The sequence below is a fragment of the Ensifer sp. EB106-03-01-XG145 genome, from assembly GCF_058792075.1.
In genome coordinates this window covers 338631-356674 of the sequence record NZ_JBYTEC010000006.1, presented here as the reverse complement: position 1 = coordinate 356674, position 18044 = coordinate 338631, and the positions used below count along the sequence as shown (strand labels likewise).

At 62.4% G+C, this 18044-nt stretch carries 18 protein-coding genes; 9 read left to right on the top strand and 9 right to left on the bottom strand.

From position 1 onward, the window contains the following. Nucleotide 1 precedes the first annotated feature (1 nt). From AC3WWH_RS17885 to AC3WWH_RS17865, 5 genes are all read right to left on the bottom strand, one after another. The gene (locus tag AC3WWH_RS17885; protein ID WP_058320728.1) at nt 2-835 is read right to left on the bottom strand and encodes a carbohydrate ABC transporter permease; all 834 of its coding nucleotides are present in this window, start codon (nt 833-835) and stop codon (nt 2-4) included. Nucleotides 836-840: 5 nt separating this feature from the next. Next, on the bottom strand, nt 841-1776 hold the full coding sequence (locus AC3WWH_RS17880) for a carbohydrate ABC transporter permease (RefSeq protein WP_057248982.1): 936 nt from the start codon (nt 1774-1776) through the stop codon (nt 841-843). A 149-nt stretch (nt 1777-1925) separates the two neighbouring features. Next, complete coding sequence (locus tag AC3WWH_RS17875; RefSeq protein ID WP_058320729.1) at nt 1926-3188, bottom strand: ABC transporter substrate-binding protein; 1263 nt, start codon at nt 3186-3188, stop codon at nt 1926-1928. 41 nt (nt 3189-3229) lie between these two features. Beyond that, a complete protein-coding gene (locus tag AC3WWH_RS17870) occupies nt 3230-4402 on the bottom strand; it encodes a PLP-dependent transferase (protein WP_058320730.1) in 1173 nt (390 codons plus the stop codon). After that, nucleotides 4399-5115: a FadR/GntR family transcriptional regulator gene (locus AC3WWH_RS17865; RefSeq protein ID WP_058320731.1), complete on the bottom strand. Its 717-nt coding sequence runs from the start codon at nt 5113-5115 to the stop codon at nt 4399-4401. The genes AC3WWH_RS17870 and AC3WWH_RS17865 overlap by 4 nt, the downstream gene beginning before the upstream one ends. Before the next feature lie 138 nt (nt 5116-5253). Between AC3WWH_RS17865 and AC3WWH_RS17860 the strand changes: the two genes are divergently transcribed. Then, nucleotides 5254-5514, top strand: coding sequence for a hypothetical protein (locus tag AC3WWH_RS17860; RefSeq protein WP_058320732.1), 261 nt, complete (start codon nt 5254-5256; stop codon nt 5512-5514). An 81-nt stretch (nt 5515-5595) separates the two neighbouring features. On the opposite strand, the gene AC3WWH_RS17855 is transcribed toward AC3WWH_RS17860, so the two are convergent. Further along, on the bottom strand, nt 5596-6699 hold the full coding sequence (locus AC3WWH_RS17855) for a M24 family metallopeptidase (RefSeq protein WP_082640677.1): 1104 nt from the start codon (nt 6697-6699) through the stop codon (nt 5596-5598). 334 nt (nt 6700-7033) lie between these two features. Then, complete coding sequence (locus tag AC3WWH_RS17850; protein ID WP_058320733.1) at nt 7034-7726, bottom strand: GntR family transcriptional regulator; 693 nt, start codon at nt 7724-7726, stop codon at nt 7034-7036. A 119-nt stretch (nt 7727-7845) separates the two neighbouring features. Between AC3WWH_RS17850 and AC3WWH_RS17845 the strand changes: the two genes are divergently transcribed. The 3 genes from AC3WWH_RS17845 (at nt 7846) to AC3WWH_RS17835 (ending at nt 11834) form a co-directional block, all read left to right on the top strand. Next, the gene (locus AC3WWH_RS17845; RefSeq protein ID WP_057248989.1) at nt 7846-9213 is read left to right on the top strand and encodes a glutamine synthetase family protein; all 1368 of its coding nucleotides are present in this window, start codon (nt 7846-7848) and stop codon (nt 9211-9213) included. Further along, on the top strand, nt 9210-10523 hold the full coding sequence (locus AC3WWH_RS17840) for an NAD(P)/FAD-dependent oxidoreductase (RefSeq protein ID WP_058320734.1): 1314 nt from the start codon (nt 9210-9212) through the stop codon (nt 10521-10523). Before AC3WWH_RS17845 ends, AC3WWH_RS17840 begins: the two co-directional genes overlap by 4 nt. A gap of 396 nt (nt 10524-10919) precedes the next feature. Continuing rightward, a complete protein-coding gene (locus AC3WWH_RS17835; protein WP_058320735.1) occupies nt 10920-11834 on the top strand; it encodes a transglutaminase-like domain-containing protein in 915 nt (304 codons plus the stop codon). Nucleotides 11835-12132: 298 nt separating this feature from the next. On the opposite strand, the gene AC3WWH_RS17830 is transcribed toward AC3WWH_RS17835, so the two are convergent. Together AC3WWH_RS17830 and AC3WWH_RS17825 are read right to left on the bottom strand one after the other, a co-directional pair. Continuing rightward, nucleotides 12133-12525 (bottom strand): YybH family protein, encoded by a 393-nt coding sequence (locus AC3WWH_RS17830; protein ID WP_058320736.1) that lies wholly within the window; start codon nt 12523-12525, stop codon nt 12133-12135. Nucleotides 12526-12580: 55 nt separating this feature from the next. Continuing rightward, nucleotides 12581-13198: a TetR/AcrR family transcriptional regulator gene (locus AC3WWH_RS17825; protein ID WP_058320737.1), complete on the bottom strand. Its 618-nt coding sequence runs from the start codon at nt 13196-13198 to the stop codon at nt 12581-12583. Between the two features lie 119 nt (nt 13199-13317). On the opposite strand from AC3WWH_RS17825, the gene AC3WWH_RS17820 reads away from it, so the two are divergent. From AC3WWH_RS17820 to AC3WWH_RS17800, 5 genes are all read left to right on the top strand, one after another. Then, a complete protein-coding gene (locus tag AC3WWH_RS17820; RefSeq protein WP_057249122.1) occupies nt 13318-14412 on the top strand; it encodes an ABC transporter substrate-binding protein in 1095 nt (364 codons plus the stop codon). A gap of 104 nt (nt 14413-14516) precedes the next feature. Then, nucleotides 14517-15401, top strand: coding sequence for an ABC transporter permease (locus AC3WWH_RS17815; protein WP_058320738.1), 885 nt, complete (start codon nt 14517-14519; stop codon nt 15399-15401). Nucleotides 15402-15403: 2 nt separating this feature from the next. After that, complete coding sequence (locus AC3WWH_RS17810; RefSeq protein ID WP_058320739.1) at nt 15404-16195, top strand: ABC transporter permease; 792 nt, start codon at nt 15404-15406, stop codon at nt 16193-16195. Further along, complete coding sequence (locus AC3WWH_RS17805; RefSeq protein WP_057248996.1) at nt 16192-17292, top strand: ABC transporter ATP-binding protein; 1101 nt, start codon at nt 16192-16194, stop codon at nt 17290-17292. The genes AC3WWH_RS17810 and AC3WWH_RS17805 overlap by 4 nt, the downstream gene beginning before the upstream one ends. 4 nt (nt 17293-17296) lie before the next feature. Next, nucleotides 17297-18031 (top strand): MBL fold metallo-hydrolase, encoded by a 735-nt coding sequence (locus AC3WWH_RS17800; protein WP_058320825.1) that lies wholly within the window; start codon nt 17297-17299, stop codon nt 18029-18031. Nucleotides 18032-18044: the final 13 nt, after the last annotated feature.

Below are 18044 nucleotides of genomic sequence, written 5' to 3'. Positions count from 1 at the left end.
CTCAGCCTTTGACCGCGCCGGCCGTGAGGCCCTGGACGAGATAACGTTGAATGAGCAGGAAGAAGAGGCAGGCGGGGATGAGCGCGAGCACGCCGGCGGCCATCATCTGCCCGAAGTCGACGGAGAACTTCGACACGAAGGACAGCAATCCAACGGGGAAGGTCGCCTGGTCGTTGCCGGAGATCAGCATCAGCGAGAACAGAAGTTCGCTCCAGGCGGCGGTAAAGACGAAGCCGAGCGTTGCGGCAATGCCGGGCAGCGTCAGCGGCAGGATGATCTGGCGGAAGGCGACGAATTGGGTGGCGCCGTCGATCATCGCCGCCTCTTCCAGATCCTTCGGGATGCCGTCGAAGAAGGACTGCATCAGGAAGGTGGCGAAGGGCACGTTGAAGGCGGTGTAGACGATGACGAGGCCGGTCAGGCTGTTGGTGAGGCCGAGCGGTGAGAGGATCTTGAAGATCGGCGCCACCAGCATGACGAGCGGGAACATCTGCGTCAAAAGCATCAGCGCCACCAGCCAGTACTTGCCGCGGAAGTTGAAGCGCGACAGCGCATAGCCCGAGAGCGAGGCGAGGATGGTGACGATAACGGCGGTGGAGCCGGCGACGATCAGGCTGTTCTTGAAGAACACCGGAAAGGCGCTGTGGCGCAGCACGAAATCGAAATGTTCGAGGCTGGCGCGCGACGGCCACATTCGAATGCCTTCCGAGTAGAGCAGGTCGTTGGGCGTGACTGCAACCTTCAACAGCCAATAGAGCGGGAAGAGCGCGAAGGCGATGTAGGCAAGGATGGCCGATCGGTGCGCGATCATGAGGAAAAGCGGTTTGGCGCGCATCGGTCTCAATCCTTGCTCAACAGCCATTGCCGCAGGATGACGATCAGCATCGAATAGGCGAGCAGCAGTGCCAGAAGCACCAGCGCGATCGCCGAGGCGTAACCGAAATCCAGCCGCTTGAAGGCCTGGGTGAAGATATAGCTGGCGACGATCTGGGTGCGGTCGGCCGGTCCGCCATTGGTCATGACGATGATCAGGTCGGCGAAGTTCGAGATCCAGACGGTGCGCAGGAGGATGGTGATGGCGATGGTCGGCGCCAGGAACGGCAGCGTGATCGAGAGAAATCGCTGTACCGGGCCGGCGCCGTCGATGCTCGCGGCCTCATAGAGGTCGCGCGGGATCGCCTGAAGCGCTGCGAGCAGGGTGATCGCGAAGAAGGGAATGCCCCACCAGACATTGGCGATGATCGGCCCCCACATGGCAAGCTGCGGGTCCGAGAGGATGTTGTTCGGCTCACTCATGATGCCGAGCGCATAGAGCCAATGCGGCAAGGGACCAACGACCGGATTGAAAAGCCAGGCCCAGTTGAGGCCGGCAAGGAAGCTCGGCACCGCCCAGGGCAGGAAGACGAGCGCCTGGGCAAGGCCGCGGCCGTAGAAGGGCTTGTCGAGCAGCAATGCCAGGATCAGGCCAAAGACGAACTGAAAGAACACCGAAGCGCCGGTCCACCACAGCGTGTTGCGCAGCGCCCGATAGAAGGCCTGGTCCTCGGCAAGCGCGCGGAAATGATCAAGGCCGATATAGGCACCGGAGAACGGGTTTAAGAGCTGGATGTCGCGGAAGGCGTAGGAAACGCCAAGCACCAGCGGCACCAGCATGACGGTGACGATCAGGATCAGCGCCGGCGCGCTATAGAGATAGGGCGCGGCGCCGTCGGCGATGCGCTTCTTCAGCGGCGTCCTGCCTGCCGGCAGGCCGCTTTGGCGGGCGACATGGTCCATCGATCGAAATTTCCCCTGTGCGGCCGCCGGTTTTTTCGACGTGCCTCGTTTTCGTTCAGTCGGAGCGGGATGCGGGCGGAGACCGCGCCCACGTCATTCCGCTCAATGTCACGAGGGCCGGCGGCGGCGAACCGCCGCCGGCCGAAGGCTTACTTCTTGCTGGCGAGGAACTTCTGCTGCGCCTTGGTGAGGTAGTCGGCCCACTGGTTGGCGAGCTCTTCCGGCGTGATGTCGCCGAGCAGGGCTTCCTGCGTCGTCTTGATGGCGAGCGAATCCTTGAAGAAGGCGAATTCCTCGAGGTAGGTCGGCATCACCGTCAACACGACGTCCTTGTCGGCAAGCTCGTCGAACCAGCCCTTGAACTGGGCGCTCGCATAGAAGGGATCCTTCTCGGCCGACTTGTGCACCGGCAGCGCGCCCGTGCGCTTGTTCCACTCGATGTTGCCTTCCGGCCCTTCGAGCGTTTCGATCAGCTTCCAGGAGAGGTCCTTGTTCTGGCTTGCCGACAGCATCGACCAGCCGGCAAAGCCGATGGTGGTAAACGCCTTGCCGCTCGGGCCCTTCGGCATGGTGGTGACGCCGAAATCTTCGGATTTCATGCGCTCGGCAATCGCGATCAACGCGTCCGGATCCTGGTCGAGGAAGGCGCAGGTGCCGCTGTAGAAACCGGCGACGATCTCGTTGAAGCCCCAGTTGACGCTGTCCTTCGGTGCCAGACCCTTCTTGTAGAGGTCGATCACCCAGGTCAGGCCCTTGACCCAGCCTTCGCTGTTCATGGTCGAGGTGCCGTCCTCGTTGAAGAAGGTGTTGCTTCCGGCCATGGTCGCGCCGAACATCACCCAGCCATTGAGGCCGCCCGGGCCGCCCCGCAGGCAGTAGCCGGACTTGCCCGGAAGCTTCGACACGGCCTCGGACGCCTTGACGAAATCGTCCATGGTCTTCGGCGGTTCGCTGACGCCGGCTTCCAATAGCAGCTTCTTGTTGTAGAACATCGCCCGCAGATAGAAGCCGTAGGGCAGCATGTAGGCGGTGTCGTTGACGTCGCGGCCGAGTTCGAGCGCACGTTCCGTCAGGCCACCCGTGTGCTCCCACTTGGCGAGATAGGGCTCCAGGCTTTCGAGCATGCCGTTGTTGGCATAGAGCGAAAGCCAGGTGTCGGGCATTTCCATCACGTCGGGAAGCTCACCGGCCGAAACCATGGTCGCGAACTTCTGGAAAGCTTCGCCCCAGGGCAGCGAGATGATCTCGACTGACGTGCCGGGGTTGGCAGCTTCGAACTTGGCGACGATCGATTTCAGCGTCTCGGTGCGCTCGGGGCTGGTGATGACCTCGACGAGCTTCAGCTTGGTATCGGCGAGTGCGCTTCCGGCCATCAGGCTGGCGAGAAGCGTTGCAGTGATCAGTTTCTTCATTCTTGTTCCCTCTTTTCTTCGTTGGTTGGTTCGAAATTTCGTCAGCCAGTCGAGGCGACGGCGAGCGCCGCTTCGAGATCGCTCCAGAGGGCCTCCGTTCCCTCCAGGCCGACATGGAGCCGTACCGACCGCGGCGAGATGCCGAAGGCGGCCGCGGAATTGGGCTGGGCTTTCTGCGACAGCACGACTTCGCCCGGCACGATGAGGCTTTCATGTCCACCCCAGGAAACGCCGAGCTTGAAGAGTTCGAGATGATCCGCGAAGCGCCTGACGTCGACGCCTTCGCGGAAGATGAAGGAGAACAGGCCGGATGTGCCCGAAAGGCCCGGCGGCAGCGTGTTGCCGAGGCCGGGGTGGCAGACGGTCTCGACCAGTGGATGGGCCTGCAGCCGCCGCGCGACTTCAAGCGCCGAGCGCTCGTGCGACTTCATGCGGATGGGCAGGGTGCGTAAGCCCCGGATCAGGAGCCAGGCATCGAAGGGCGAGAGCTTGCCGCCGAGATAAGGGTAGGCTTCCGAGCGGATGCGGCCGATCAGTTCCTTCGAGCCGGTAACCACGCCAGCAACCACATCGCTGTGTCCGCCGAGATACTTCGAAGCGGAATGGATGACGAGATCGACGCCGAGCGAGATCGGCTGCTGGAAGATCGGGCTTGCCCAGCTGTTGTCGATCGCGGTGATGATGCCCTGGTCCTTGGCGAGGCGGGCGAGCGAGGCGACGTCGTGGGTGTCCATCACCCAGCTTGTCGGGCTTTCCATGTAGAAGAGCTTGGCGCCGGGAAGCGCCTTGGCGACCGCTTCCTCGTCGCGACCGTCGACGTAGGTCACCTCGATCTTCATGCGCTTCAGATGCGTGCCGAACAGGCGGAAGGCGTCGGGATAGACATGATTGACGGCGACGATGCGGTCGCCCGGCTCGACGAAGGACAGCACGGTCGAGGAGATCGCCGACATGCCGCTGGCAAAACCGATCGCGTCTTCGCCGCCTTCGAGCTTCGCCAGCATCTCCTCGAACATGCGCACGGTCGGGTTGAGACCGCGGGTGTAGATCGGCCGCACACGCTCGCCCCGGTAGGACGCGACCATGTCGTCGTAATCCTTGAAGGTAAAGAGCGAGGTCTGAACGATCGGCGGCACGACGGCATCGAAGGCGTGGCCTTCGTCATGCGCGACGATCAGCGAGGCGTGGTCGAACGGATCGAGGCCGTTGGTCATTTGGACATTTCCTTGATGTCTTCCTCGACGATCGCGAGGATTTTCAGCGTTTCTTCGCGCGCGGTGTCAGGATCCTGGGCTGCGATCGCGTTGAAGAGAGTACGGTGGAACGGGAAGGAGCGGCGGGCGAAGTCCGACCGATCGAACGGCTCCTCCCAGAAGCGCTCGAAGGCCTCGCGCATCTGTTCGAGCAGCTGGCGGAAGAGCGGATTGTGGGTGGCATCGTAGATCGCCAGATGGAAGGCAAGGTCTTCCGGACCTGACGTGCCCTTGGCGATATGCACCCGCTCCATCTCGTTGAGCTTCACTTCGATGATATCAAGGTCTTCCTCGGTACGTCGGCGGGCGGCAACCATGTTGGCCTCGACCTCGATGCCGCGGCGAACTTCGAGCGTCATCAAAAGCACGTCGCGCAGATGCGCTGCGTCGAGGGTAAGCGGCATATGGACGGTGGCGCCCGTGATCATGCGCAAGAGATAGGTGCCGCTGCCCTTGCGCGCCTCGACGACGCCGAGCGCCTGAAAGTGGCGGATGACTTCGCGAATAGTCGACCGACCGACGGCAAGCGCCGTCATCAGTTCGCGTTCAGCTGGCAGGCGTTCGCCGGGCTTAAGCCCCGATTGTTCGATGTAGTCAGCCAACGCGGCAATGACCTGCTGGGCCCGGTCCGCCGGGGGCAGGGGCATCAGCGCCGCTCTTGCCGGTTCACTCATTCGGCTTGCTCCATGAGGCCAAATTGGTCTGACATCTGAGCACTATGGATAAGGCGAGGGAGGTCGTCAAGCAGGAACTGATGGAACGCGACGGTGGTTGACCTCGCACGCTTCCGGCGTAGACAGGAGGCAAGGAGCTTGAAGATGTTGAAATCGGGATATCTGTTTGCCATCGCCACGGTGGGCGCGGTCATTGCCGTGATGGCTGTCGCGGGCGATGCGGAAGCGCAGATGCGCACAAGGAAGGGCGAGTATTACGAAGGCGTCCAGCGCAAGCCCTATGGTCACTACTGGATCTGGCCGCCGGTTGAGCAGCGCGAGCAGGTTTATGGGCCACGCCCCGGCAAAGACGGTGCAGTAAGTGAACGGCCGAAGCCCCGCAAGCGGCCGGTTCAATAGGCCAGCGGCCTGCTGCCAAACGAATAGCTCAAAGAGAAGCGGCGCCCGAGAGCGCCGCAGCTTTGATCAGACCTTGTTTGATCAGGCTGTGGCGACGTGCACGTCGCGGGGGAGCGAAGAGAGAACCTCCGGCCCGTCCTCGCGCAGGATGACGATATCTTCCAGCCGGATGCCGAAGCGGCCGGGAAGATAGATGCCGGGCTCGATCGAGAAGACCATGCCTTCTTCCAGGACGGTTTCCGAGGTCGCGGTGATGTAGGGCGGCTCATGGCCGTCGATGCCCATGCCGTGACCAGTGCGGTGGACGAAGTATTCGCCGTAGCCGGCATCGCTGATCACCTTGCGGGCGGCGGCGTCGACATCCTTGGCGAGTACGCCGGGACGGGCGGCCTTCAACGCTGCCTGCACGGCCCTTTCCACGATGGTGTGGATCTGGCCGTATCCCTCCGGGGCGCGGCCGACGATTGCCATGCGGGTGATGTCGCTCGGAAAACCCTGCTTGCGGCCGCCGATATCGATGACCACGGCATCGCCTTCCTCGATCACCCGTTCGCTCGCCGAGTGGTGCGGGAAGGCGCCATTGCCGCCGGCGCCGACGATCCAGAAGGCCGGTGCCGCACCTTCCGAGGAAAAGTGTCCGCGGATCTCGGCGGCCAGTTCTTTTTCGGTCATGCCCGGACGGATCTTGGAAAAGGCCGCTTGCATGGCGCGGTCGGCAATGCCGGCATTCATCTTCAAAAGCGCGTATTCGCTCTTGTCCTTGCGCATGCGCAGGGCGCCGAGCGTTGCCGGGGTGAATTCGCGGGCGGTATCCTCCGGCAGCGCATCGATCAGCAGCAGGGCGAAATCGGCGCGCATGGTCTCGTCGAGCACGACGCGGCCAGGTGCAGCCGCGCCGACATCGGCGAGGGCCGAGGTCAGTGCGTCGGCCGGGCCGGCATCATCGGCCCAGTTGTGGAAGGCGATGTCGGTATGTTCGCGCGTGCCCTCGGCGTTGAGCGCCGGCATCAGGAAGGCTTCTCTTTCCGGGCCGATCAGAAGCAGGCAGGGGCGCTCGTCCGGATGCGGATGGTAGCCGATCAGCCAATCCATGTGCGATCCGGGCGCGAGCGCGACAAGGCCGACTTTGCTTTCGGCCATCTTGCGGCGGAGCGCAGCAAAACGGCTCTTGGTGAGTTCGTTCATGGTGTTTCCAGTTCTGGCTTGAGGAAATGAGATGCGCTCGCCATTCACGCGAGTGTAGCGCTCATCGACGGGCGGATGGGGTGGCCGGGCGGACCGACGTGATGTGGCGGTTTTGGGGAATGCTATAGGCCGGCGCAGGTGTTGCCCCAGGCTGAGAATCTTTGGCTCTTCAAGCGGACTCCTCCCCCCTCGAATGCGCGGGCATTGGGCAGGAAGGCTCGCGCCTCCCGTCGCTATGCATCTGTATTTTCACGACTTTGGTGCCGTGCCTGAGCGTTGTCAATACGGAATTTTAGTCACACTAAAATTTATGAGGCCGTGGCCTGCCGTCGGCTCAGGCCGCCAGCCGCAGAAGGCGCGCGACCGCCTGCTGATCGAAGCCGCCGATCCCCTCCCGGATGTCGGCGGCGATCGCATCGGCAACGGCCTCCTCGTCGCGCCGCCTAAGGGCATCGATCGCCTCGCGATGGCGGTCAACGACATAGAGCTCGGTGACATGCTCCATGGCGATGCCGAGGATGGGGCCGAGCTGCAGCCAGACGCTCTCGATCAGCGGCATGGCGACCGGATCGGGATTGGCCGTGTAGATCATCCGATGAAACGACTGGTTGGCAATCAGCGCCGCCACCTTGTTCCCCTTGCGGATTTCCGTCTCGATACTGTCATCGACTGCCGTAATTTTCTCGATCTGGCGCTCGGAGAGATGGGCGACGGCCCGGCGGGCGGCATGGCTTTCGAGCGCGATGCGGAGCAAGATCAGTTCCTCGAACCGCGCGGGCGTGATGTGCGGCACGACGATACGGCGGTTCTCAAGGAATTGCAGCGCGCCGATCGACGTCAGCTGACGTAGCGCCTCGCGTACCGGCGTCGGGCTGCTTTCGAGCGCTTCGGCAAGGCCGCGGATGGTGACGGATGTGCCGGGGCGGAAAGCGCCGACCATGATCGCCTGGCGCAGCCGGTTGAAGGCATAGTCATGCGTGGTCATGCCGTCGGGTCGGGCAAGTGGCGGCAAAACAAGGGGTTTCACGATCGCATGTCCTTCTGCCTGGCGTCCTTCATGCGCCTGATACCATTGCCCATGCTTGACTCCAACTCCTGAATTATGTCAACTATCACAAAATGTGATCACAAAAAGAGATTTGCGATATGTCGCTCGACGCGGAAGACCCCAGCGCATTCAAGGCATGGCTCGAGCAGAACGGGCCGATCGAAAGCATCCAGGCGGTGGTCTGCGACCTCAACGGCATCATGCGGGGCAAACGCGTGCCGGTGGAGCAGGCGGCGAAAGTGCTCGGCGGCGGCATCCGCATGCCGCTCTCGATCGTCGGCGTCGATGTCTGGGGCGAGGACATCATCAACAGCGAGCAGGTGTTTGCGAGCGGTGACCGCGACGGTATCTGCGGCGTCACCGGCCGCGGCGCGCTGCCGGTCAACTGGACCTCGCGGCCGAGTGCCTTGGTGCCGCTCTGGCTGCAGCTCGAAGACGGCAAGCCGTTCCTCGCCGATCCGCGCCAGGCCTTGGCGGCGGTCGTGCGTGAATATCAGGAACTCGGCCTTCGCCCCGTCGTCGCGACCGAGCTGGAATTCTACCTGATCGATCCGGAGCCCGACAGCGCGGTGCCGCCGATCTCTCCCTATACCGGCAAGCGGCTCGATTCCGATGCGATCCTGTCGATCGACGAGCTCGACGATTTCGGCGAGTTCTTCTCGGACGTCTACAAGGAATGTGCCCGGCAGAATGTACCGGCGGACGCGGCGATCGCTGAGAACGGCATCGGCCAGTTCGAGATCAACCTGTTGCACACCGACGACCCGCTGAAGGCGGCCGACGACGCCATCTTCTTCAAGCGCATCGTCAAGGGTGTCGCGCGCAAACATGGCCTCGCCGCCACCTTCATGGCCAAGCCCTACGGCACGCGGTCGGGCAACGGTATGCATATCCATTTCAGCCTGCTCGACGAGGAGGGCAACAACGTCTTCAACGACGGCAGTGACGAAGGCTCGCCGATGCTGAAGAACGCCGTTGCCGGGCTCCTGCGCGGCATGGCCGAGACGACGCTGCTGTTTGCGCCGCATTTCAATTCCTACCGGCGCTTGCGGCCGGATACGCATGCGCCGACGGCCGTCTGCTGGGGCTATGAGAACCGCACCTCGGCAATCCGCATTCCAGGCGGCAATCCGGCCGCGCGCCGCATCGAGCATCGCGTCGCCGGCGCCGACGCCAATCCCTATCTCGTCATCGCCGCGATCCTTGGCGCTGCTTTGGTCGGCATCCGCAACAAGTGGAAGCCGCCGGCGCCTGTTTCGGGTCGGGCCTATGCAGCGGAGAAATTGCCCAAAATTCCCTCCGAATGGGGGCAAGCGGTCGATAGCTTCGAGGCCGGACCGATTGCCGCCGAAATTTTCGATCCCGTGCTGCGCTCGATGCTGATCGCCTGCAAACGCCAGGAGATCGCAGGCTTTGCCGAGCAGGTCACGGATTACGAATTCAGCGCCTATCTGGAAATTGTCTGATGCTCACGAAACAGAACTCCTATGCCGGTGACGGCAGCTACCCGACCAGCTACTACGCCGCATCCCGCAACATCATCCGCACGCCGGTCCGGCTTCAGGGCCGCGTCGAGACCGACGTGTGCGTTGTCGGTGCCGGTTACTCCGGCCTGTCGACGGCGATCCACCTTGTCGAGAAGGGCTACAAGGTTGTTGTCATCGAAGGTGCGCAGGTCGGTTGGGGCGCATCCGGCCGCAACGGCGGCCAGGTCGTCAATGGTCTCAATGCCAGCCTTTCAACGATCCAGCGCCGCTATGGCGACGATGCCGCGCGCTTCATCGGCGGACTGGTGCAGGAAGGCGGCAAGATCATTCGGCGCCTCGTCAGCCAGTATCAGATTGAATGCGACCTGAAGCCGGGCAACATCTACGCCGCCTATACGCCGGCGCACATGAAGGAACTCGAAGCCAAGCAGGCGCTCTGGCGCAAATACGGCATGGACGATCACCAGCTTCTCGATCGTGACGCGCTTCGCAAACTCGTCACGTCGGATGCCTATTGCGGCGGCATGCTCGACACGACCGGTGGGCACATGCATCCGCTCAATCTCGTGCTCGGCGAGGCGCGCGCGCTCGAAAGCGTCGGCGGCACGATCTACGAACAGTCGCCCGTGACGCGGGTCGACCACGAGGCGGCGCGGCCGACCGTCTATACCGAAGGCGGCGAGGTGTCGGCACGTATCGTCGTGCTTTGCGGCAATGCCTATCTCGGCGACGCGGTGCCAAAGCTCGTCTCCCGGGTCATGCCTGTTTCGACGCAGATGATCACGACGGCGCCGCTCGGCGAAGAGCTGGCCCATTCGCTGATTCCGAGCGACATGTGCGTCGAGGATGTGCGCTATATTCTCGACTACTTCCGGCTTTCCGCCGACAAGCGGATGATCTTCGGCGGCGGCACCGTCTATGGTGGCACCGATCCGGCCGATGTGGTCGCCAAGCTGAAGCCCAATCTTGAAAAGGTGTTCCCTGAGCTCAAGGGCGTGAAGATCGACTATGCGTGGAGCGGCAATTTCGCGCTCTCCTTCACGCGCGTGCCGCAGATGGGCCGGATCGGCTCCAACACCTATTTCGCCCACGGCTACAGCGGCCATGGGGTCACCGGATCGCATCTCTTTGGCCGCACGCTCGCCGAGGCGATCGATGGCGACACCACGCGCTACGACGTCTTCGAAAAGCTGCCCTGGTATCCGTTCCCGGGCGGGCGCATGTTCCGGGCGCAATATTCGACGATCGGTTCTTGGTGGTACCAGTTCAAGGATGCGGTCGGATTGTAGGGCAAAAAGCCGATGCCTTGCGATGGGGTGGCTTGCCATAAAGGCGGCCGCGCCCCTTGCACGCGAGTCGAATGGTCGATTTCCCGCGGAGTGTAATTCCGCCTTGCCGGCTGATGCGCTAGTATTAATCCCTTACTGCAGGGTTCCTCAAATCGTCGCCGATTTGAGGATGCAGAAAATCAAAAGTGCTACAGTGACCTTTGCGCGTCCGATAAGACGCGCGGCGCTGTAGGGCATCGGCTTGCCCGTTCGAAGGGCCCGTTGCATCTTTGGCATGCGGCCAGTCCGTGGGAGCGGTGCTCGCGTGCAAACGGATACCAAGGAGGGCCCGCATTTCTGCGGGCACGGCAGGCGGGGAGCATATGACTCCCGATTGATTTCCTGGGAGGCCTCGAGATGTTCGTGCGCTTTGGCTATGAAATCGGCATTCGTTGCCCGCAGCCGACCCCGATGATGACCTATCTTTCCGTCGTGCCGGAACGGCGCGCAACTCTTCGGCGCGAACATGGGCCGGTTTCCATGCCAATCGTGAAGATGGAAGAGATCACCGATCCGCATGGCAATACATGTTTCCGGATGACCGTGCCCGAAGGCGACTTCAAGCTCTCCTATGACGCGGTGATCGAGGATGAGGGCAGGCTCGACGCCTCCGATCCGCTGGCGGATGCTGTGCCGGTCGAAAACCTGCCGGCCGCTTGGCTACCCTATCTCGCGGCGAGCCGTTACTGCGAAACGGATCGGCTCGGTACGCTCGCGTGGCGACTGTTCGGAGGTGTGCCTGCCGGTTGGCAGCGCGTGCAGGCGATTTGCGACTATGTGCATGAGCGCCTGGTCTTCAGCTACGGCTATGCCCAGGCGATGCGCACCGCACTCGAAGCCCATGAGGATCGCGTCGGCGTCAGCCGCGACTATGCGCATCTGGCGATCACCTTCTGCCGTTGCATGAACATGCCGGCGCGCTATGTGAACGGCTACATGGCCGACATCCCGAAGAGCGATCATCCGGCGCCGATGGATTTCAACGCGTGGTTCGAAGTCTTTCTTGGGGATCGCTGGCATACGTTCGACGCCAAGAACAATCAGCGACGGGCAGGGCGGATTGCGGTCGCCCGTGGCCGTGACGCGGCCGACATTCCGCTGATCCAGACTTTCGGCAAACACGAACTGACGGCCTTCACCGTCTGGACCTGTGTCGAGGCCGACAGTGCGCTTACGCGCTCGCATCACGGCTCCGATGTTTCGTTGCTGACCCCGTGGTTCAGCGAAACCTGGTCGAAACACCTCCTGGACCGCGACCGCAATCGCCATTAACGACGGCGGTTTCGCCGAACCGATTTTTTACGACATGCGCATTTAGCGGAAAATAATATCTATAAACTCAATCGATAATATAGGAGAACAAGAGAGAAGGCGGACTAAATCCCGCGAGTGAATGACGGAGAGACGCGATGAACGCTTCGAGGCCGATGGTCCAATCCCGATACGCGGCTTATGCATCAGCACCCCAGCGCCGGTCGTTCGTCCATCTGGTCCCGCACGCAATTGCGATCGTGGCCGCATTCTCCTTCGTCAGCGCCGTCGTCGTGGGCGCTTTCTGATCTTTCTTAATTCAGCTTTGGCGAGACAGATGTTCGTGCACGGCGATCCAATCGCCTGTCGATGCCCGCCGGAACACGATCGTTTCCCGTTCGTCCGCCGTCGCCGGTTCGCCATTGAATTCCAGTTCCGTCTCGACGCGGTGCGTGAAGACCGCGACATCACCCACCGCCTGGACATGCCGTTCGCTCGACCGGCAGGCGCGCACCCGAAAACCATCCCGTTCCTCCCAGAGGGCCCATTCCGCCTCATAAGCCGCACGGCTCAGAAGCGGCCGATCCAGCGTGTGGAAGATGAAGGTGGCATCCGGCGCGAAGGCCGAAAAGTAGGAAGTGCGGTCGTGCCGCGCGAAGGCGGCAACCAGCCGGTCGGCGGCGGAAAGCACCGACTGTTCGAGATCCTGCATCGTGTTTCCTCTTTTATCCGGGCGCAGATTTGCTCCGGTCGTGTTTTTGTGATGGTCAGCGGGCCGAGATCAGTGTCGCGAGCGGACGGTTCTGGCGGGAAACGCGGGCTTTCAGGTCGTCGAGCGTCATTGGTTCGCGCTTGGCGAACTCGGTGAACATCATATTGAGATTGTTGAAGAACATCTCGCCGACCGCCTCGGCGTCGATATCGAGCGCGACGACACCCTTGGCCTTCAGCTTGAGGATCAGGGTCGAGATCTGATCGCAGAGCCGGCGGTCGAGTTCCGTATAGCGCTTGCTGAACGGGCTATCGGGCTGCTGGATGGCAATTGCCATGGCGGTGCGCCACATCTCCTTGCTGAGATAGAAGAGCGAGTGGTCGTAGTATTCGCCGATCAGCGCGTCCAGGGCACCCATGACGGAGGCGGGCGGGTTGTCGACGATCGAGCGGCCGGCAGTGAGCACTTCCTCGACTTCCATCGACACGGTGGCAAGCAGGATGTCGCCCTTGTTTTCATAATAGTTGTAAAAGGTTCCGACCGAGATCTCGGCGCGCTCGGCGATGTCCTCGATGCGCGCGCTGTCATAGCCGACTTCGCGAAAAAGCACGGCGGCGGCGTCAAGAATCCGCCGGTTCCGATCGGCTTTTTGCCGTGCGCGCAGTCCCGTCATCTGATGTTTCCCCGAATTATGAATTGGTTCAAAATTGAGATTGACTTAAAAAATGAATTCATTCAATCTTTTTTTGAAGACGCCGAAACGAGCGTCAAAACCATGAGGGCAACAGCATGATGCAGTCAGTTCGTGACGGTGCGCCCCTGCGCCGTTTTCTCTCCTCCAGCGCCGCAATCGCGATCACCACGCTGTCGGCGGTTGCAGCGCCTGCACCCGTCTTCGCCCAGGAAGAGCTCAATGCGCTCGTCTGGTGCGACCACACCGATCCGGCGCTGCTCGAGCCGTTCGAGAAGGCCAATGACGTCAAGGTCAACGTCAAGGTCTATGAGGGCACCGGGGCAGGGCTCTCGATCCTCGACCAATCGCAGCCCGGCGACTGGGACGTGCTCGTCATCGACGGCGTTGATGTGCACCGCGCCATCGATCTCGATCTTCTCGCCGAAATGCCTGCCGATGCGCTGCCGACCGCCGACATCTTCCCGGAAGTCCGCATGGAGGCCAACAACACCAAGGACGGGAAGACCTACGCCGTCACCGAGAAGTTCGGCTACAACACGATTTCCTACGACAAGACCAAGGTCGACCCGAAGGACATGCAGGACCTGTCGGTCATCTGGTCGGACAAGTACAAGGGCCGCATCGCGCTTTATGACTACTATCTGCCGATGATCGGTCTCGTCGGGCTTGGCCTCGGCAAGAAGACCTCCGAGCTGACCGAAGCGGACATGCCGGCGATCAAGGAAAAGCTTGCGGCGATGCGCGCCGTGTCGAAACAGGTGAGCGACGTCGTGTCCTCGCAGACGGCGCTTGCGACCGGTGAAGTCGACATTCTCGTCGGCGGCGGCGAGTGGATCACCGCGGTTCTCTCGGCCGACAAGCCGAGCCTCGACTGGACCATTCCGGAGCAGGGTGCGGTGCGCTGGGCGCAATCGATCGGCGTCATGAAGGATTCGACCAAGCAGGATCTGGCGCTGAAATTCGTGCAGTACATCTTGAGTCCGGAAGGCCAGGCGCGGCTTGCGACCTCGTCCTGCTACTGGGCGATGCCGGCCAACGCCAAGGCGGGTGAATTCCTGAACGACCAGCAGAAGACGGCGCTGCGCTTCAGCGAGCAGGCCGAATACCTGAAGAAGACGCAGCTCTATCCGATCCCGTCGGCCGAACTCGACCAGCAGTTCCAGGACGCCTGGACGGAGATGCTGCAGCAGTAACGACAAGGGCGGATGCGATCGGCATCGCGTTCGCCTGATCAACGCCGCCTTGGCGGCGAACGAGGGCAAACCATGCCCCGCAACCCTTGAGCCCCGGGATAGCCATGGCAGACGCCGGAACCCTGACATCAGCGACAGCGCTCGAAGACGCCGACCGGCGCAAGGCCTGGGGCTTCGTTGCCCCGGCGCTGCTCTGGACCGCCGCCTTCTTCGTCGTGCCCTTCGCCTTCATGGCGGCGATGAGCCTCTGGAAGCGGGAAGGGCGGGAGCTCGTCCGCGTCTGGAACTTCGACAACTACGCGCGCTTCTTCTCCGAGAACGCGCTGTTCCAGGGGCTGGTCAATTCGCTGGAAATCACCGTCATCGTGACGGTGATCTCGGTGCTGCTTGCCTATCCGCTCGCCTGGATCATCGCCGAGCGGGTGCCGAAGCGGCTGCAGCGCATGGCGCTGATCCTGGCCATCCTGCCGTTCTGGACCTCCTACGTGGTCCGCTCCTATTCCTGGCTGCTGGTTCTGTCGAAGAACGGCGTGATCAATCAGATGTTCATGAACATCGGGCTGATTTCCGAGCCGCTGGAGCTTGCCAGCACCCGCACGGCGACGGTCATCGGCTTCGTACATTTCTTCGTCATGCTTTTGACGCTGACGATCTATTCCAACCTGATCCAGCTGTCGCCCAGCTACCGCCGCGCGGCCGCCGACCTTGGCGCCAATGCCTTCCAGACCTTCTGGCACGTGGTGCTGCCCTTGACCCTGCCCGGCATCATGACCGGCGCGTTTCTCACCTTCGTGCTCTGCATCGGCGACTATGTCACGCCGCAGATCCTCGGCGGCAACAACGAACTGGTGCTGCCGCAGATCATCATGTTGCAGCTTGGGCGCCGCGCGGACTTCCCGATGGCGGCGGCGCTGTCGATCGTGCTGATGCTCGCCGTCACCGTCGCCTACGTTGCCTGCGCCCGCTGGCTGAAGATCGAGAGGGCCTGACGATGTTGCGCAAGATCTCCGCAAGCGTTCTGTCCTGGACCTATCTCGTCCTCGTCTACGCCTTCATCTTCCTGCCGGTTGCCGTGCTGGTGCTCTTTTCGTTCCAGGACGGCCGGCTGCCGGTGCCGCCCTTCAACGGCTTTTCGCTGCAGTGGTACGAGGCGGTTTTCGCCGACCGCAAGCTGATGGCAGCGCTCGGCAACTCAATGGTCGTGGCGCTTGCCTCCTCGGTCATCTCGGTGCTGCTCGGCTTCCTCGCGGCCTATGCGCTGGCGCGCTACAAGCTGCCGGGCTCGGCCCTGCAGCGCGGCTTGCTGATCGCGCCGATGACGGTCAGCTACCTGATCATCGCGCTTGGGCTGCTGTCAGTGCTCAATGCACTGCACGTTCCCTTGTCGCTGATGACGGTCGGGATCGGCCATGTGGTGATCAACCTGCCGCTCTGCTTTGCCATCATCTACGCCTCGATGGGCGACCATCACATCAACATCGAGCGGGCGGCGCGTGACCTCGGCGCCAACGATTTCAAGGTGATGGCGTTGGTGACGGCGCCGATGCTGATGCCGTCGATGCTCGCCGCCTTCTTCCTCTCCGTCACCTTCAGCTGGGACGAGTTCATCATTGCCTTTCTCTTGTCGCGCTTCGACGTGACGTTGCCTGTCGAGATCTGGAGCATGCTGCGCTCTGGCCTCAACCCCAAGACCAATGCCATCGGTTCGCTGGTGTTTCTCGCCTCCGTCGCCGTGCTCCTCATCCTTGAGCTTTCCCTGTTCGGAAGGACGAAAAAACAATGACCGCTTCCGTCACGATCGAAAACGTCAGCAAGATCTTCGGCGCCTTCACGGCGTTGGACAACGTCTCCCTCGACATCCGGGCCGGCGAATTCATCGTCCTGCTCGGGCCGTCCGGCTGCGGCAAGACCACGCTCTTGTCGATCCTCGGCGGCTTTCTGTCGCCAAGCTCGGGTCGGGTGACGATCGGCGGGCAGGACATGACCTATGTGGCGCCGTCTAAGCGCCCGACGACGACGATGTTCCAGGACTATGCGCTGTTTCCGCATATGCGCCTCGTCGACAATGTCGGCTTCGGCCTCAGAATGCGCGGCCTTGCCAAGGCCGAGCGTGACGAAAAGGCACTGGGCTTCCTCGACCTCGTGGGCTTAAAGGCGTCCGCCGGCAAGAGGCCGCATGAACTCTCGGGCGGCCAGCGCCAGCGTGTAGCCCTGGCTCGGGCGCTTGCCGTCGACCCGGATGTGCTTCTGCTCGACGAGCCGCTTGGCGCGCTCGATCTCAAACTCCGTCGCCAGATGCAGGACGAACTGAAGGCGATCCAGAAGCGGGTCGGCACGACCTTCGTGCACGTGACCCACGACCAGGAAGAGGCGATGGCGATCGCCGACCGCATCGTGGTGATGAACCAGGGGCGGATCGAGGATTTCGGCCCGCCCTCGGAGGTCTACATGCGGCCGCGTTCGCTGTTTTCCGCGGGCTTCATGGGCGAGGTCAACTTCGTTTCCGGCCGTGTTGCGGCGGCGGATGCGAGCTCCGCCCGGGTTGAGACCGCGCTCGGCAGCCTGGCGCTGCCTGCTCAGAATTTCACGGCATCGTCGCCGAAGGCCGGTGACCGCATCACGCTCACCATCCGGCCGGAGCATTTCCGCGCCGACGACCGGGCGGAAGGACCGACCGTGGCGCTCGGCGAGGCACGGGTCGCCGGCAGCGCCTTTTTCGGCACCCATTATCGCTGCCATCTGCAGCCCTGTGCCACGGATACCAGGGCGCTGGTGGCGCATCTGCCGCAATCGGCAAGCGTGCGCGAAGGCGAGATCGTGCCACTTGCAGTGCGCGCTGCCGACGTCGTAGCCTTGCCCGCGACAGGCGGACATGCGTAGCACCATGCAGAGAATTGCCCCCAAGGACTGGTATCGCGTGCGGCGGCTCGACGACGACGTCACCGCCATCGACGAGCCCTATATCCAGGAATTCTATCGCTGCAACATCTGGCACGTGCGCGGCCGCGACCGCGACATGCTTGTTGATAGCGGCATGGGCGTGGTGTCGCTGAGGGAATGGGTGCCGCTCGTCACCGAGCGTCCGCTGACCGCCGTCGCCAGCCACACCCACTTCGACCATATCGGCTGCCATCACGAGTTCGACTGCCGCTGCGTGCACGCGGCGGAAGCGCAGCTTCTCGCCCATCCGACGCGCAAGAACACGCTCGCCGACCCTTACGTCGCCGACGAGATCTTTGACGCGCTGCCGCCCGAACCCTATGCCTCCACCACCTACGCGGTGAAGGCGGCGCCGGCGACGCGGCTTTTGGAAGACGGCGATCATATCGATCTCGGCGACCGGGTCTTCGACGTGATCCATACGCCTGGCCATTCGCCCGGCGGTATCGCGCTCTTCGAGGCGAAGACCGGCATCATGTTCTCCGGCGACATCCTCTACGATGGGCCGCTGATCGAGGACACCTATCATTCCAATGCCGACGACTACCTGGCGTCGATGGAACGGCTGCTGAAGGTACCCGCGCGTATCGTTCACGGCGGACATTTTCCGAGCTTTTCCGGCGAGCGTTACAGAGCGCTTATCCGCGACTGGCTTGCTGAAAAACAAAAGACAAACTGACGGGAAGGAGGAG